We start from the raw sequence: 13,630 nt of genomic DNA on the forward strand, positions 1-13,630 counted from the left end.
GCAAGCTGTATAACTTGAGTGTATCCGAAACGAAAAGCGGTGACAGAGGGAAGAAAAAACCCGGCGGGCGCCGGGTTTTGGAAGATTACTTGACGGCGTCTTTGAGTGCCTTGCCGGCCACAAAGGAGGGCACGTTCGCGGCGGCAATCTGGATCTCTTTACCGGTTTGCGGGTTGCGACCGGTACGGCCAGCGCGATGGTTCACCTTGAAGGTGCCAAACCCTACCAACTGGACTGCATCACCTTCTTTCAGGCTCTGGGTGATACCATTGATGATCTCTTCCAGGGCCACTTTCGCCTGAGCCTTGCTCAGATCCGCTTTGGCGGCAATCGCATCGACAAGTTGAGCTTTGTTCATAACATTTCCTTTATGATCGGGCATTTAGCACTTGGTCACTCTATGCAAAAAAAAAGACTCAGGCAAAGGCTTTATCCCGAGGCCCGATTCAAATGCTGGGCTTTTCATCAAGAAGTGCGAAAAAAGTCACAGATCCAGCCAGGATGCGGCTTATTCTGACCGCAACCGTGCGAAAACGACCCCCGTCATGGAAGGGGCTTGTCACACTCCCCCTGGATGAGGTAACAATAACCTTACAATATGAGGCTGAGCCAACATTCCATTGCCTGATGGCCCTTGCTGTCGTCACTCAGGACGCCGGAGCCAAAATGCTCCCAGTCTATGCCCCACGGAGGGACTATGTTAACTGAACTGGAAAAGACCAAGCGCGCACTGACAGGAAAGCACAAGGCGATCGATGACTGGCTCGAGGCGAGGCAGGCCCTGCTGGTCGAATACATACGCCTCGCCGGGCTCAGCCCCTCCCGCAGCAAGCAGCAGCGTTGCCTTCCCGGTTGTCCCGAACTGCAGCAATTTTGCGAACGGCTGGTCGACTATGTCAGCGCCGGGCACTTCGAGATCTATCACCATGTGGTGAATGCCTTCGAACAGGCCAGTGGCGACAGCCTGGAGCTGGCCAAGCGCATCTACCCCCATATCCGCAGCTGCACCGAATTTGCCCTCGAGTTCAATGACAAATACAGCGATGCCAGCGAAGAACAGCTGTTGAGCCTGGACGAGGATCTCAACAAGCTGGGGCCTGTCCTGGAGGACAGATTCAAATACGAGGACAGGTTGATCAGCGCCCTGCATGTGGTCGAAACCCTGAGCGGTCAACCCGGTTGAGTGCAATCTTGGCACCAGCGCAACTTTCCGGGTTGGCGTCTGGGTTACACTCAGGGTCAGGATCTCCAAGCAGGACATGATGATGACAGAGCGCCGCCACTTCTCACGCATACTCTATGCCACCCCGGCCAGCCTGAGTCAGGGCTCGCAGACCTGGACGACCCAGCTGGTCGATGTCTCCCTGCAGGGCGCCCTGCTGGTGCGCCCCAGCGACTGGCTCTCGGGGCCGGAGCGGGACTATCGCCTGAGTTTCCGCCTGGCCGGCAGCGACATAGTGCTGACCATGGAGGTCGAGCTGAGCCATGAAGAGGGCAACCGCCTCGGTTTTTACTGCCATCACATGGACATCGACAGCGCCACTCACCTCAAGCGCATGATCGAACTCAATGTGGGGGACGAGGCCCTGCTGCACCGGGAACTGGAGCAGCTGCTGGCCGAACACCTGGACCATCCCCACCCCTGACGGGCACGCCGGTTGCCGTCAGCAGATGCACAGAGGGCGCCGCGGCGCCCTCTGTCGTCTCTCCTGCTCCCTCAGAGCGCCTCCAGGGCATCTGCCAGCTTCTTGACCGGCACCACCTCCATCCCCTCGATGGCATGCTTGGGGGCATTGGCATGGGGCACGATGGCGCGGCGAAAACCGTGTTTGACCGCCTCCTGCAGCCGCTCCTGGCCGGAGGGCACGGGGCGTATCTCGCCGGAGAGTCCCACCTCGCCGAACACCACCAGATCCTTGGGCAGCGCCTGATCGCGAAAGCTCGATACCATGGCCAGCAGCAGGGCCAGATCCGCACTGGTCTCCTCGACCTTGACACCGCCCACCACGTTGATGAAGACATCCTGATCCGCCATCTGCAGGCCGCCATGACGATGCAGCACCGCCAGCAGCATGGCGAGGCGGTTGTGATCCATGCCCACCGCCACCCGGCGCGGGTTGGAGAGCTGGGAGTAGTCCACCAGCGCCTGCAGCTCCACCAGCAGCGGACGGGTGCCTTCCCAGATCACCATGACGATGGAGCCCGGCGCCTGCTCCTCGCCCCGGCTGAGGAAGATGGCCGAGGGGTTGCTCACCTCCTTCATCCCCTGCCCCGTCATGGCAAACACCCCCAGCTCGTTGACGGCGCCGAAGCGGTTCTTGTGGGAGCGCAGGGTACGAAAGCGCGAGTCATGGCCGCCATCGAGCATGATGGAGCAGTCGATGCAGTGTTCGAGCACCTTGGGGCCCGCCAGGGTGCCGTCCTTGGTGACATGACCCACCATGAAGATGGCCACATGATTCTGCTTGGCGTAACGGGTGAGCAGGGCGGCCGCCTCGCGCACCTGGGAAACGGAGCCGGGCGCGGACTGCACGTCCGCCACATGCATCACCTGGATGGAGTCGATGACCATCAGCTGGGGCTGCTCCTGCTGGGCGATGAGGCAGATCTGCTCGACGCTGGTCTCGGACAACATCCGCAGCTTGTCGGTGGGCAGGCCGAGGCGGTTGGCCCGCATCGCCACCTGCTGCAATGACTCCTCCCCGGTCACATAGAGGGTCTTCATTCGCTCGGCCAGGCCGCACATGGTCTGCAGCAGCAGGGTCGACTTTCCCGCCCCCGGGCTGCCCCCGATGAGGACGGCCGAACCCGGCACCACGCCGCCGCCGAGTACCCTGTCCAGCTCCTTGAAGCCGGAGGAGAAGCGGGGGATCTCTGTGGTCGCGATCTCGGCCAGGGTCTGCACCTGGCTGCCAACCGCGCCGGCATAGCCGCCATAGCGCGCCCCCTTGCCCGGCGTGGCGCTGCCAAGGCGCACCTCAGTGATGGTGTTCCACTCCTTGCACTCGCCGCACTGGCCCTGCCAGCGGCTGAAGGCGGCACCACACTCGGAGCAGACGTAAGCTGTTTTATTTTTGGCCATGGATAACTCGGGGACAGAATGAATGCCTGCTTGATATACTCGGTTCAGCCAGACAGATCAAACCCAGACTCGGAAAATTGACTTTCCGTAGCAGGAACTCATGGACCCAGCCCAGCCACACCCACTCATCGATCAACTCATCCCCCTGCAGCGAGAGGCCGACTTCGACGAGCTCTTCCTGCGCCTGACCGCCGAACAGAGCAGCAACACCCGTTTCCTGCTGAAGATGGAGCTGAACCGGCGCGGCGCCGACTGTCGGCGCGTCATCGATATGCGCAGCGAGTGGCCCCAGGCCTGCCGGGTGTTCGAGTTTGCCGGCATCACCCACTTCATGCCCGATGAGGCCATCGCCCAGTTCCAGTCCCACTGCTACCTCTATCGGGATCGCTACACCCTGGGGGTCTATGAGGCGATGCAGGCCTGGCAGCGCCAGGCCGGCAGCCGAGCCCTCTCCCCCCACCAGCCCCCGCCGGGCCAGCTGCGCCAGCTCGACGTCAACCTCATCACCTTCGCCAGCTATGTCGGCCGCAGCCAGGACAGGATGCACTTCAGCTCCCCCCTCGAGCTGCAGCTCGGCAGCGGCGAGCGCATCAGCGCCAAGAGCTCGGATCTCTCCACCGGCGGCATCCGCATCTCGGTGCCCTACCTGCCCCGCTTCGAGGCGGGCGAGCAGGTGCTGGTGCACTTCCATGGCCTGGACAAGGAGGCTCCCCACCCCAGCCTCGGCCAGGGGATAGGCTACCGCATCCTGGGTCAGGAGACCCGCGATGACAGGTACTGGCTGCGCCTGGTGCGCGAGGGGGAAAACGCCCCGTTTGACAAGTATCTCGCCCACTTCATCGAGCAGAACAAGGGGCGCTATCGGGTCAGCGTGGATCACCTGCTGTCGGCGGCCATCATCAAGGGTTACGAGCAGTTCTTCCTGCCGCGCATGAGCGGCCTGCCGCTGTTCTTCGGCAAGGGAGAGGCGGGGGGGGCGCCGCGCCTCGAGGTGGTGCTCAAGAGCGAGAACAACCTGCACCTGCTCGAATACTGGCGCGATGAGAAGAACCAACCGACCCTGGCTGGACTCTTCCCGCCGGCGCGCCTGCGCAAACTGCTGCCAGACCGGGAAGCCTGCCGCGAGACCCTGATCTACAGCTTCACCCACGCGGTGCGCAGCCACCTCTACTTCTTCTCGGCCAGCGCCGAGGAGCTGGCCGAGAGCGGATTGCGCTCCCTCTTCTTTCAGGTCGGCGCCAAGCGGCCCAGCTTTCGGGTCTACAAGCTCTCCCTCGAAACCTGCGCCCTGGCCGAGGCCGACATCAGCAGCCTGCCGACCCGGGAGCAGCCCCTGAGCCAGGACGCCCTGCTGCGCGCCAGGCTGGACGGGCTCGGCTATGTCGGCCTGTTGCAGGAGATACCGAGCGATACGGTGCGTGAGGAATACCTGACGCAACCCCAGGGCCAGCACGACGCCAATGCCCTGCAACGCTTCGGCCACGAGGCGGGCCCTGCGCCCTTCGAGGTGGAGACGCTGCACTATGTCCAGCTCAGGCGCGAGGCCCGCTACCTGCACAAGACGGCGATCGCCCTGCGCCTGGGGGAGCAGGCCTGGGTAGGTTGGACCCGCGACATCTCGGCCCACGGCATGCAGATCGAGCTGGAAACCCCCTTCCCCGGCAACAAGGGGGATCTGGTCACCGTGGCCCTGCCCAGGCTGCAGCCCCTCACCAAGCACCTGGATCTGCAGACCCTGCCCTACCGCCTGGTCAACCTCAACCAGAGTCGAACCGTGCTGCACCTGTGTATCGAAGGGGAACCGGAGCGGCACACGGGGCGCCACTTCTTCAGCCAGCTGATCGAGAGCAACCGCAGCAAGCTCAAGACGGCCGAGGGGCTGCGCCGTTACCGTGGTCTGGCCCGGGCCCTGCGCAACATATACAGCCATCATGTGTTCAGCACCCCGGTCTACATCAACAAGGACAAGAACAGCATCAGGCCCGCCACCCTGGCGCAAGCGCCCCACCCCCGCTCCCTCGCCCGCCTGTTGCAGGCCTGCGCCGACGCCCCCCGGCAGGCCAATCTTTACCCCCTGCTGCAGGGGGATCTGCTGCGCCAGCTGCTGCTGGACCCCCTGCGCGCCCTGGCCCGGGAGGACTTGCCCAGGGAGGCCGAGATCTATGTCAGCTGGCAGCGGCTGGCCAACGGCGCCCCCCAGTTTCACAGCGTGGCGGCGGCCAGCCTGACGGACGTGGCGGCCAAGCGGGCCTTCATCGAGCAGGCCAGGGCCAAGGGGGAGTTCTATTCGGTGCAGCTCGGCCTGTCACGCACAGGGCGGCCCGATACCAACTTCATCGCCAGCGAACTGGATTACATCGCCAAGTTCGCGATCCACAAGGCCAAGCGGCTGGAGGATGAGCTGTGGAGCGTGGTCGGCGTCGGCGAGCTGACCGACACCACCCAGGCCACCTTGCTGCGCCTCGGCCTGGGTCCGGCCAAGGGATAGGATCGGAGCAGACGGACAAGGAAAAGGGGCGGACTGATGTCCGCCCCTCTGCTTTGGGTTGCCCCGGCTCAGGGGGCGCTCGGCTGCTGCAGCCAGGACAGGATGGCGGGGAAGTGATCCTCGGCGGCCTGGGGCGCCGTCAACATGTTGATGTGGTCATAGTCGAGCCGGTTGCCGTTGTCCCGCCCAAGCCGGGTGTGGCGGGCGAGCGGCCCCATCTCGGCGCCGAAGCGGCGCACGTCAGTCGGGTGGCCCAGCACCTTGTCCGCCTTGGCCGAGATCATCCACAAGGGGGGCCAGTTGACCCGGCTCGCCGCCTCGTCATAGGCAAAGCCGTCATGGGGATCCTGCCAGGGGCCGCATTTCACCCAGGGGATCGTCTCCTCCAGGTAGCGCAGCGGCTCGTCATCGGCCCCCAGTTTCAGGCGCCGCGCCGCCAGAAACCCCCGGCGACGGGCCAGCCAGGGGGCGAGCCGGTTCCAGATCAGATCCACCTTGAGCCAGCGCTCCGGGCCGTGGACCGAGACGCCGCGCTTGCTGCCAAAAAACAGCAGGCTCGCCACCCCGGCGGCGAGGGCGGGAAAGCGCACCAGGGTCGACGCCATCAGCACCCCGCCCCAGGAGTGCGCCATCCAGTGCACCTTGTGCCCCGGGTGGCGGGCCGCTATCCAGGCCTGCAGGGTCGGCAGATCCTCGGTGATCAGCTCATGCTGGCCATGGTCGGCCCGCTCTGCGATGGCCGGCGTGCTCAGGCCCCGGCCCCGCAGATCCGCCACATAGACCCGGTAGCCATGGCGCGCCAGGAAGCAGGCCAGCCCCTTGCCCGAGCCGGTATAGAAGATGCGGCCATTCTCGATGGCGCCGTGCACCATCAGGATGGGTTCGGCCTGACTGGGTTGTGCCAGGCCTATCTGGCGCAGGTGCAGCCTGTGCTCCCCGCAGGGGATGAAGTGAGAGCTTTGCAGCAGTTCCATTGTGGCGCCCTCCATGGCGTGTCGTCAGCGGTGCCAGCGCCTCTGGGCGCAGGCGCGGGCCCCCAGCAGGCAGATGACCCCTTCCAGATCGTGATGGGTCAGACTGGCGCTCGCCTGGGCCCGCACCAGGGGCTTGGCATGAATGGCGATGCCAAGGCCTGCGGCCGCCATCATCTTGAGATCGTTGGCGCCATCCCCCACCGCCACGGTCTGGGCCTGCGCCAGTCCCCGCTCGGCGGCGAGCCGGGTCAGCACCCGGGCCTTGGCATCGGCATCCACTATCTCCCCCGCCACCTGACCGGTCAGCTTGCCATCCGCCACCGCCAGTTCGTTGGCGAAGATGGCATCCAGCCCCAGGGCCTGTTGCAGCTCGCCGGCGAAACGGGTGAAACCGCCGGAGGCGATGGCCAGGGTCCAGCCCGACTGCTTGAGGGTGTCGACCATCAGCTGCAAACCCGGCATCCAGGGCATATCGGCGGCCACCTCATCGAGGATGGTGACGGGGGCCCCGGCCAGCAGGGCAACCCGGGCCCGCAGGCTGTCGGCGAACTCCAGTTGCCCCTGCATGGCGGCGGCGGTGACGGCGGACACCTGCTCCCCCACCCCGGCCAGGCGTGCTATCTCGTCGATGCACTCCATCTGGATGGCGGTCGAGTCCATGTCCATCACCAGCAACCCGGGCTCGGCCAGGCTCGGCAAGTGCGCCAGGTGGCAGATATCGACGGCCCAGCTCTCCTGCTTGATGGCGGCGGCCAGCGCACTGGAGAAGCTGTCTGTCCCTATCAGCAGCAAGGGCACGCCGGCGATGCGGGTCACGGGATAGAGGCAGGCTTGCACCCCCTCCAGTGCCAGCAGGGGCGCCAGCTGCCTGAGCTGGCTCGCGGCCAAGTCATGGCCGAACAGCACCAGCCAACCCGCCGTCAGGGGGTGGGTCGTGCCCTGCAGGGCGTCTATGTGCAGTTTCCAGAGTGGGGAAGAGGCAAGCTGGGCGGGCCAGTCGGTGGGGGCTTGGGCTAACTGGGACAACAACATGAGCAAAAAACCTTCCTTGGATGTCGGGGGGTGAAAGTGCGGGCCCAGAGTAGCGTATTGCTTTTTAGACAGGCAAGCGCCAAGATCCCGCCTGCACCCGCAATCAGGAGAGCCCCCTTGCGTCATCTGCCCGTCAAACGCCTGCTGAGTCTGGGCGCCGGTATCGCCCTCGGCTGCTGGGTGCTGGCCCTGTTGATCCACATGCAGAGCGCCAGCCAGGCGGCCCTGCACGATCAGGCGCGAACCCGGGCCCAGGCCCTGGTCAACTATGCCAGCCGGGACATGCGCCGCTGGCTGAAGGAAGACAACGAGAGCGAGCTGGCGCGGCTGGCCCAGGAGCTGGCCCTCTCCCCCGAGATCCTGGACGTCACCCTCTATGACGCCAGGGGCATTCCCCTGGCCCAATCTGACAACGCACTGCCGCTGGACAGCCTGCTTCCCATCGGCCAGGACAATGCCAGCCCCCCCGCACCGGGCAAGGGGCGACTCCCCTATGTCGAGGAGATCCTCGATGGCGACAAGACCCTGGGCTATCTGAGGATCACCCTGGAGGAGCAGCTGATGCTGGCCAAGCAGGATACCCAGCTCAAGGTGAACCAGGAGAAGCAGCGACTGATGCTGCTGGTGATGCTGCTGGCGGGATTGCTCATCTCCTACGGCGTGCGCCGCAACTACATGCGAGTACGCAAGCACAAGAAGCGCCCGGCGCCTCCCCAGACGCCATGCGAAAACGCCCCGCCGCCCGGCATCGAATAAGGCGCTGTTCGACGACGGACGATCCACGATCACCTCGCGCCGCCGTTGCTTGACCCGCCTATCCAGCCATTTGCGCCACCTCGGCATCCAACTGTGCTGCGCGCAGATCTTCCCCCTCGCCAACTGTGTTGATTGAATCTCGATCCCTCCGAAGGCCTATCCCATGGCCCTCCACTGCTCAGGTCTGCCCATCTGATTTTGGTCACGTTGGGGTGCGCAAACGCAGCTTGCGACAGAAGCAAACGAATTTTTCACGCCTATCCAGCCGGTGTTGGGTGTGATCTCGATTAGTGGTTTATGTTTTCGGTATGAAACGCCCGCATTGACTGCAATGAGATACGACGTTTGTGGAAATCATCAGGCAATAGGTGCATCAGCCACTCCAGCAGAAGGAAGCAAGATCATGAAGCAACCCCTATTTCGCCGTAGCGCGCTGGCGGCCGTGATCGCCCTCAGCACGGTATTGGCTGCCTGCAAAGAGGATCCGCCTGCCGTCACGCAAAATGTTCCGCCCAACGTGGCCTCGGCCGCCAGCACAACCAGCGCTGCGGTCGCACCGCAAACGCAGCCTCAGCCGATTAACACACAAGCATCGACATATACCCCAGAGGCTCTCGAGACCCTGCTTGCGCCCGTAGCCCTTTACCCTGATGCGGTATTGGCTCAGGTGCTGGCCAGCGCCACCAATCCGCAAGAGGTGCTCGATGCCGGCAACTGGCTGGTCGCCCACCCCGATCTCAAGGGGAAAGAGCTGACCGCAGCCATTGCGCCGCTGGGCTTTACGCCGCCCACCATGTCGCTGATGCACTTCCCAACCGTCATGGACATGATGTGCCTGAAGATGGAGTGGACGACTGAGCTCGGCAGCGCCTTCCTGGCCGATGAACCGGGCGTATTGGCAGCCGTTCAGCGCCTGCGTCAACAGGCGATGGCGGTGGGCAACCTGAAAGACTCAGAGCAGATGAAAGTGGCCAAGGATGAGCAGAACAATCAGCAGATCGTCACCATTGCGCCTGCCAACCCTGACGTCGTTTACGTCCCGCAATACGACCCAACCGCCGTCTATAGCGCGCCAGCTGCCGGGCCAGCCCCGGCAGCGGTGACCACAGAAACCACGACAACGACCGCACCTGCGACAACGACCACGACAGTGGTAGAACATGATGACGACGAGGATGAGTACGACCGCGGTGATATGGTCTTGACGGGCTTGCTCGCCTTTGGCGCGGGCATGTTGGTCAACGAGGTCTTCAACGACGACGATGATGAGGGCGATTATTATTACCCGCGGTGGGGATCCGATTATCCCGGCGGTTACGCTCCCTATCGTTATAACCCCAACTATGGCAATGGTTTTCGTCCCGCCAATGGCTACAACCGTCCGGCCAACTATCAGCGGGGATCCAACAACAATATTTATATCAATGCCAAGGGGAACGATTACTTCAACAAGTTTGAGCGCGGCCCCAATAACTACCTGCGCCAGGCCGACAGCCCCATCACAGCGGCGCGCCCCCAGCGTGCTGAGCTGGCTACCCTGGAGCCACGCTCGCTGAATAACGATGCTGGGGGCCGACGAGATGCCACACCTAAGGGGACTTATGCGGGGGCCAATCGCCAACCTAAAAGCGAATACGCCGGCGCACCACGCGCAGTCAATGAGGTGAACAGGGAGGCTCGCGCAACAGCGCCGAAGGGGAGCTATGCGGGAGCCAACCGCCAGCCCAAAAGCGAAACTGCCAAGGCAATACGCGACGCTAGACAGGTGAGCAGGGAGGCGAATGTGGCTCAACGCACGCCGCGCCAGGGCAACTACGCAGGAGACAAGGTCAAGCGGCAGCAAATCACGCCACAGACCGCTGGGGCTCGTGATCGCGGCTATGTCCAGCCACGCGCTACCCACAGCAAGAGCGCAACACAGACGGCGACACGCAGATCGCCTGCTGCCTCAAAGAGTGCCTTCCAAGGGGTGCAGAATTCGGGCAGAACCGAGCGCGCCGCCAGCCAACGTGGCCGCGAAAGCGTGGCGAGCAGCTCGCGGGCCGGGCGCAACACTCAACCCAGACGGAGTACGCGATAATGAAGCCTTTGTTGAAATGGAGTTGGGCCCCCTCATGGGGGTTGGCCCTGCTGGCCCTGACCGTTGCCTGCGACGCAAGCGCCATGGCGCAACGCACCTTCGCCACCCCGGATGAGGCGGTGCAGGCCCTGATCACGGCCCTGGAGCGGAACGATGTCACCGCACTGACGCTGTTGCTCGGCGACAATAGTGAGGAGGCCATCACCTCGGGGGATGAGGTGGCCGATGCCAATGATCGCACCGCCTTCGTCGCGAGCTTCAAGAGCAAGCACCAACTGGTGGCCGACGGTAAGGATAAAATGATCCTGGTCGTGGGGGAGTCGGATTGGCCACTGCCCATCCCCCTCGTGGCCGCAGATGGCAAGTGGTATCTCGATGGCGCCGCAGGTGCCAAAGAGATCGCCTATCGCCGCATCGGTCGGAATGAGTTGGGGGCGATTGCGGTGTGCCGCGGCTTTATCGACGCGCAGATAGAGTACGCCGCCGTGGGGCATGATGGCCAAACTGCGGGACTCTTTGCGGCCAAACTACGCAGTGATGCAGGACAACAAAATGGACTCTATTGGCCTGTGGGCGAGGGTGAACCAGCAAGCCCGGCCGGAGAGGAGGTCGTCAGTGCCGCCGCAGAGGGCTACAAGGCCGTGGTCGGTCAACGCACACCCTATCATGGCTACTACTACCGTATCTTGTATGCCCAAGGAGCCGCGGCCAATGGGGGGAGTAAAGAGTACTTTGTCGAAGGGCTGTTAAGAGACGGTGTCGCCCTGATCGCCTGGCCGGCCGATTATGCCAACAGCGGGGTGATGACCTTCATGGTGAATCACGAGGGGCGGGTTTATCAAAAAGATCTGGGGGCAGACACGGCAACGGTCGTTGAGGCGATCCAGCTGTTCGATCCCGACAAGAGCTGGTCGCTGGTGGTTAGCCAAGAGGGTGATTAGGGTCTTTATCTACCATAGGATCTTGGCGAATAGCAGGGGCCCAGAGCGGCGTGATTGAGATCACAGGAGGGGATGCGGGGCCAGCCGGTCCCGTCGTCGGCCAACAGAAAGGACATCGTTGTCGATCTGCGGATCTGCCAACCCTTGCCTCGCCTCTCGCTGTGCGCAGCCAGAAAGGATAGACGGCGCACCTGGCCCTCCGGGCTGACTTCCCAAATGAAGCATAAAAAAACGGCGACCCGAGGGTCGCCGTTTTGCATGATGTGAATGGGGATTACTTGTCGCCCAGCAGCACGGAGTCCAGCGCGATTTCGATCATGTCGTTGAAGGTCAGCTGACGCTCTTCGGAGGTGGTCTGCTCGCCGGTACGGATGTGATCGGAGACGGTGCAGATGGTCAGTGCACGGGCACCATACTCTGCGGCCACGCCGTAGATGCCGGCGGCTTCCATCTCGACACCCAGGATGCCGTATTTTTCCATGACGTCGAACATGGAGGGATCCGGGGTGTAGAACAGGTCGGCGGAGAAGATGTTACCCACGCGCACCGGCGTGCCCTTGTTCTTGGCGGCTTGCACGGCATTGGCCACCAGATCGAAGTCGGCGATGGCGGCGAAGTCGTGATCCTTGAAGCGCAGACGGTTGACCTTGGAGTCGGTGCAGGCACCCATGCCGATCACCACGTCACGCAGTTTGACGTCTTGACGCACGGCGCCGCAGGAGCCCACGCGGATCAGGGTCTTCACGCCGTAGTCGGTGATCAGCTCTTTGGCATAGATGGAGCAGGACGGGATGCCCATGCCGTGGCCCATGACGGAGATGCGACGGCCCTTGTAGGTGCCGGTGAAGCCGAGCATGCTGCGCACGTCACACACCTGCTCGACGTTCTCCAGGAAGGTCTCGGCGATGTACTTGGCACGCAGGGGGTCGCCCGGCATCAGTACGGTATCAGCAAAGGCGCCATCTTTTGCATTGATATGAGGAGTTGCCATTCTCTTGATTCCTTCACACTAGGTTGAGTTTTATTGTTTTATAAAATTGCCCGCCGCCGAAGTGGCGGGCGGGTCAGTTACAGGAAACTGGTACCGTATTGCAGCTTGGGCAGACCGTGGTAGGCGGCGATGCTCTGGCCGATGTCGGCTAAGGTCTCGCGACGGCCGACGGAGCCCGCCTTGACCGGCTTGCCGTAGAAGAGCACGGGGATGTATTCGCGGGTGTGGTCGGTGCCGCTCCAGGTCGGGTCACAGCCGTGGTCGGCGGTCAGCACCACCACATCGCCATCTTGCAGTATCTCGAACAGCTCCGGCAGGCGGGAGTCGAAATACTCAAGCGCATCGGCGTAGCCCTTGACGTCGCGGCGGTGACCGTAGGAGGAGTCGAAGTCCACGAAGTTGGTGAAGACGATGGTGTTGTCACCGGCGGCTTTCACCTCTTCCAGGGTTCTGTCCCACAGCTCGCTCAGACCCGTGCCCTTCACCTGCTTGGTGATGCCCTGCTGGGCATAGATGTCGGCAATCTTGCCGATGGAGACCACCTGGCCCCCCGCATCCTTCATGTAATCCAGCACGGTCGGCGCCGGCGGCAGCACCGAGTAGTCGTGACGGTTGCCGGTGCGCTTGAAGTCGCCCTTGCCAGTGCCCACGAACGGACGCGCGATGACGCGGCCTATGTTGTAGGGCTCCAGCAGCTCGCGCACTATGTGGCACAGCTCATAGAGCTTCTCGAGGCCGTAGGTCTCTTCATGGCAGGCGATCTGGAACACGGAATCGGCGGAGGTGTAGAGAATAGGCTTGCCGGTGCGCATATGCTCCTCACCCAAGTCATCAAGCACCTGGGTACCGGAGGCGTGGCAGTTGCCCAGATACCCGGGCAGACCCGCCTTCTCGACGATGGCGTCCAGCAGCTCCTGGGGGAAGCTGTTGTGGTGATCGTGGAAGTAGCCCCACTCGAACAAGACGGGCACGCCGGCGATCTCCCAGTGACCGGACGGGGTGTCCTTGCCGGAGGAGAGCTCCTGGGCGAAGCCGTAGGCACCGACCACTTCGATATCTTTCTGCAAGCCTGCCGGGAAGTAGCCGGAAGCCTGCTCCCCTGCGTGGCCCAGACCCAACTTGTTGAGGTTGGGCAGCTTGAGGGCACCACGGCCTTCGATTTCGCCGGCGGCGCAGGCCTTGGCGATATGGCCAAGGGTGTTGGCGCCCACATCTCCGAACTTGTCGGCATCGGCGGCAGCGCCAATACCGAAGGAGTCCATCATCAGAATAAAGGTACGTTTCAT

At 63.2% G+C, this 13,630-nt stretch carries 12 protein-coding genes; 6 read left to right on the top strand and 6 right to left on the bottom strand.

What is annotated here, in order from left to right:
• Positions 1-85 precede the first annotated feature (85 nt).
• Positions 86-358: a nucleoid-associated protein HU-alpha gene (gene hupA, locus ACLHZ1_RS02610; RefSeq protein ID WP_005305063.1), complete on the bottom strand. Its 273-nt coding sequence runs from the start codon at positions 356-358 to the stop codon at positions 86-88.
• Between the two features lie 339 nt (positions 359-697).
• Between hupA and rsd the strand changes: the two genes are divergently transcribed.
• Both rsd and ACLHZ1_RS02620 read left to right on the top strand, forming a co-directional pair.
• Positions 698-1,183 (top strand): sigma D regulator, encoded by a 486-nt coding sequence (rsd, locus tag ACLHZ1_RS02615; RefSeq protein WP_427260858.1) that lies wholly within the window; start codon positions 698-700, stop codon positions 1,181-1,183.
• An 82-nt stretch (positions 1,184-1,265) separates the two neighbouring features.
• Positions 1,266-1,646 (top strand): PilZ domain-containing protein, encoded by a 381-nt coding sequence (locus ACLHZ1_RS02620; RefSeq protein ID WP_427260859.1) that lies wholly within the window; start codon positions 1,266-1,268, stop codon positions 1,644-1,646.
• A gap of 71 nt (positions 1,647-1,717) precedes the next feature.
• Here ACLHZ1_RS02620 and radA read toward each other — a convergent pair whose 3' ends face one another.
• On the bottom strand, positions 1,718-3,082 hold the full coding sequence (gene radA / locus ACLHZ1_RS02625; protein ID WP_408794150.1) for a DNA repair protein RadA: 1,365 nt from the start codon (positions 3,080-3,082) through the stop codon (positions 1,718-1,720).
• A 100-nt stretch (positions 3,083-3,182) separates the two neighbouring features.
• On the opposite strand from radA, the gene ACLHZ1_RS02630 reads away from it, so the two are divergent.
• Positions 3,183-5,570: a PilZ domain-containing protein gene (locus ACLHZ1_RS02630; RefSeq protein ID WP_427260860.1), complete on the top strand. Its 2,388-nt coding sequence runs from the start codon at positions 3,183-3,185 to the stop codon at positions 5,568-5,570.
• A gap of 68 nt (positions 5,571-5,638) precedes the next feature.
• Here ACLHZ1_RS02630 and ACLHZ1_RS02635 read toward each other — a convergent pair whose 3' ends face one another.
• Both ACLHZ1_RS02635 and serB read right to left on the bottom strand, forming a co-directional pair.
• Entirely contained in the window at positions 5,639-6,544 is a 906-nt protein-coding gene (locus tag ACLHZ1_RS02635; protein ID WP_427260861.1) for an alpha/beta fold hydrolase, read from the bottom strand.
• 24 nt (positions 6,545-6,568) lie between these two features.
• On the bottom strand, positions 6,569-7,576 hold the full coding sequence (serB, locus tag ACLHZ1_RS02640) for a phosphoserine phosphatase SerB (protein WP_427260936.1): 1,008 nt from the start codon (positions 7,574-7,576) through the stop codon (positions 6,569-6,571).
• Positions 7,577-7,693: 117 nt separating this feature from the next.
• Here serB and ACLHZ1_RS02645 point away from each other — a divergent pair, with 117 nt between their 5' ends.
• The 3 genes from ACLHZ1_RS02645 (at position 7,694) to ACLHZ1_RS02655 (ending at position 11,353) form a co-directional block, all read left to right on the top strand.
• A complete protein-coding gene (locus tag ACLHZ1_RS02645; RefSeq protein WP_427260862.1) occupies positions 7,694-8,332 on the top strand; it encodes an AhpA/YtjB family protein in 639 nt (212 codons plus the stop codon).
• 403 nt (positions 8,333-8,735) lie between these two features.
• Positions 8,736-10,412 carry a DUF3300 domain-containing protein gene (locus tag ACLHZ1_RS02650; protein ID WP_427260863.1) on the top strand — a complete coding sequence of 559 codons (1,677 nt, stop codon included), beginning with the start codon at positions 8,736-8,738 and terminating at the stop codon, positions 10,410-10,412.
• A complete protein-coding gene (locus ACLHZ1_RS02655; protein WP_427260864.1) occupies positions 10,412-11,353 on the top strand; it encodes a DUF2950 domain-containing protein in 942 nt (313 codons plus the stop codon). The genes ACLHZ1_RS02650 and ACLHZ1_RS02655 overlap by 1 nt, the downstream gene beginning before the upstream one ends.
• Before the next feature lie 274 nt (positions 11,354-11,627).
• Here the strand turns inward: ACLHZ1_RS02655 and deoD are convergent, their stop codons facing one another.
• Both deoD and ACLHZ1_RS02665 read right to left on the bottom strand, forming a co-directional pair.
• Positions 11,628-12,344, bottom strand: coding sequence for a purine-nucleoside phosphorylase (gene deoD / locus ACLHZ1_RS02660; protein WP_427260865.1), 717 nt, complete (start codon positions 12,342-12,344; stop codon positions 11,628-11,630).
• A 77-nt stretch (positions 12,345-12,421) separates the two neighbouring features.
• The gene (locus ACLHZ1_RS02665; protein ID WP_427260866.1) at positions 12,422-13,630 is read right to left on the bottom strand and encodes a phosphopentomutase; all 1,209 of its coding nucleotides are present in this window, start codon (positions 13,628-13,630) and stop codon (positions 12,422-12,424) included.

Origin of the sequence: Aeromonas sobria (genome assembly GCF_050266975.1) — a bacterium.
GTDB classification, from domain to species: Bacteria; Pseudomonadota; Gammaproteobacteria; order Enterobacterales; family Aeromonadaceae; genus Aeromonas; species Aeromonas sobria_B.

Excerpts from the sequence above, each read along its gene's own strand:
- rsd (WP_427260858.1), top strand. The coding sequence starts at position 698 with ATGTTAACTGAACTGGAAAAGACCAAGCGCGCACTGACAGGAAAGCAC.
- hupA (WP_005305063.1), bottom strand. The coding sequence starts at position 358 with ATGAACAAAGCTCAACTTGTCGATGCGATTGCCGCCAAAGCGGATCTG.
- ACLHZ1_RS02630 (WP_427260860.1), top strand. The coding sequence starts at position 3,183 with ATGGACCCAGCCCAGCCACACCCACTCATCGATCAACTCATCCCCCTG.
- serB (WP_427260936.1), bottom strand. The coding sequence starts at position 7,576 with ATGTTGTTGTCCCAGTTAGCCCAAGCCCCCACCGACTGGCCCGCCCAG.
- radA (WP_408794150.1), bottom strand. The coding sequence starts at position 3,082 with ATGGCCAAAAATAAAACAGCTTACGTCTGCTCCGAGTGTGGTGCCGCC.
- ACLHZ1_RS02655 (WP_427260864.1), top strand. The coding sequence starts at position 10,412 with ATGAAGCCTTTGTTGAAATGGAGTTGGGCCCCCTCATGGGGGTTGGCC.
- ACLHZ1_RS02620 (WP_427260859.1), top strand. The coding sequence starts at position 1,266 with ATGACAGAGCGCCGCCACTTCTCACGCATACTCTATGCCACCCCGGCC.
- ACLHZ1_RS02650 (WP_427260863.1), top strand. The coding sequence starts at position 8,736 with ATGAAGCAACCCCTATTTCGCCGTAGCGCGCTGGCGGCCGTGATCGCC.
- ACLHZ1_RS02635 (WP_427260861.1), bottom strand. The coding sequence starts at position 6,544 with ATGGAACTGCTGCAAAGCTCTCACTTCATCCCCTGCGGGGAGCACAGG.
- ACLHZ1_RS02665 (WP_427260866.1), bottom strand. The coding sequence starts at position 13,630 with ATGAAACGTACCTTTATTCTGATGATGGACTCCTTCGGTATTGGCGCT.
- deoD (WP_427260865.1), bottom strand. The coding sequence starts at position 12,344 with ATGGCAACTCCTCATATCAATGCAAAAGATGGCGCCTTTGCTGATACC.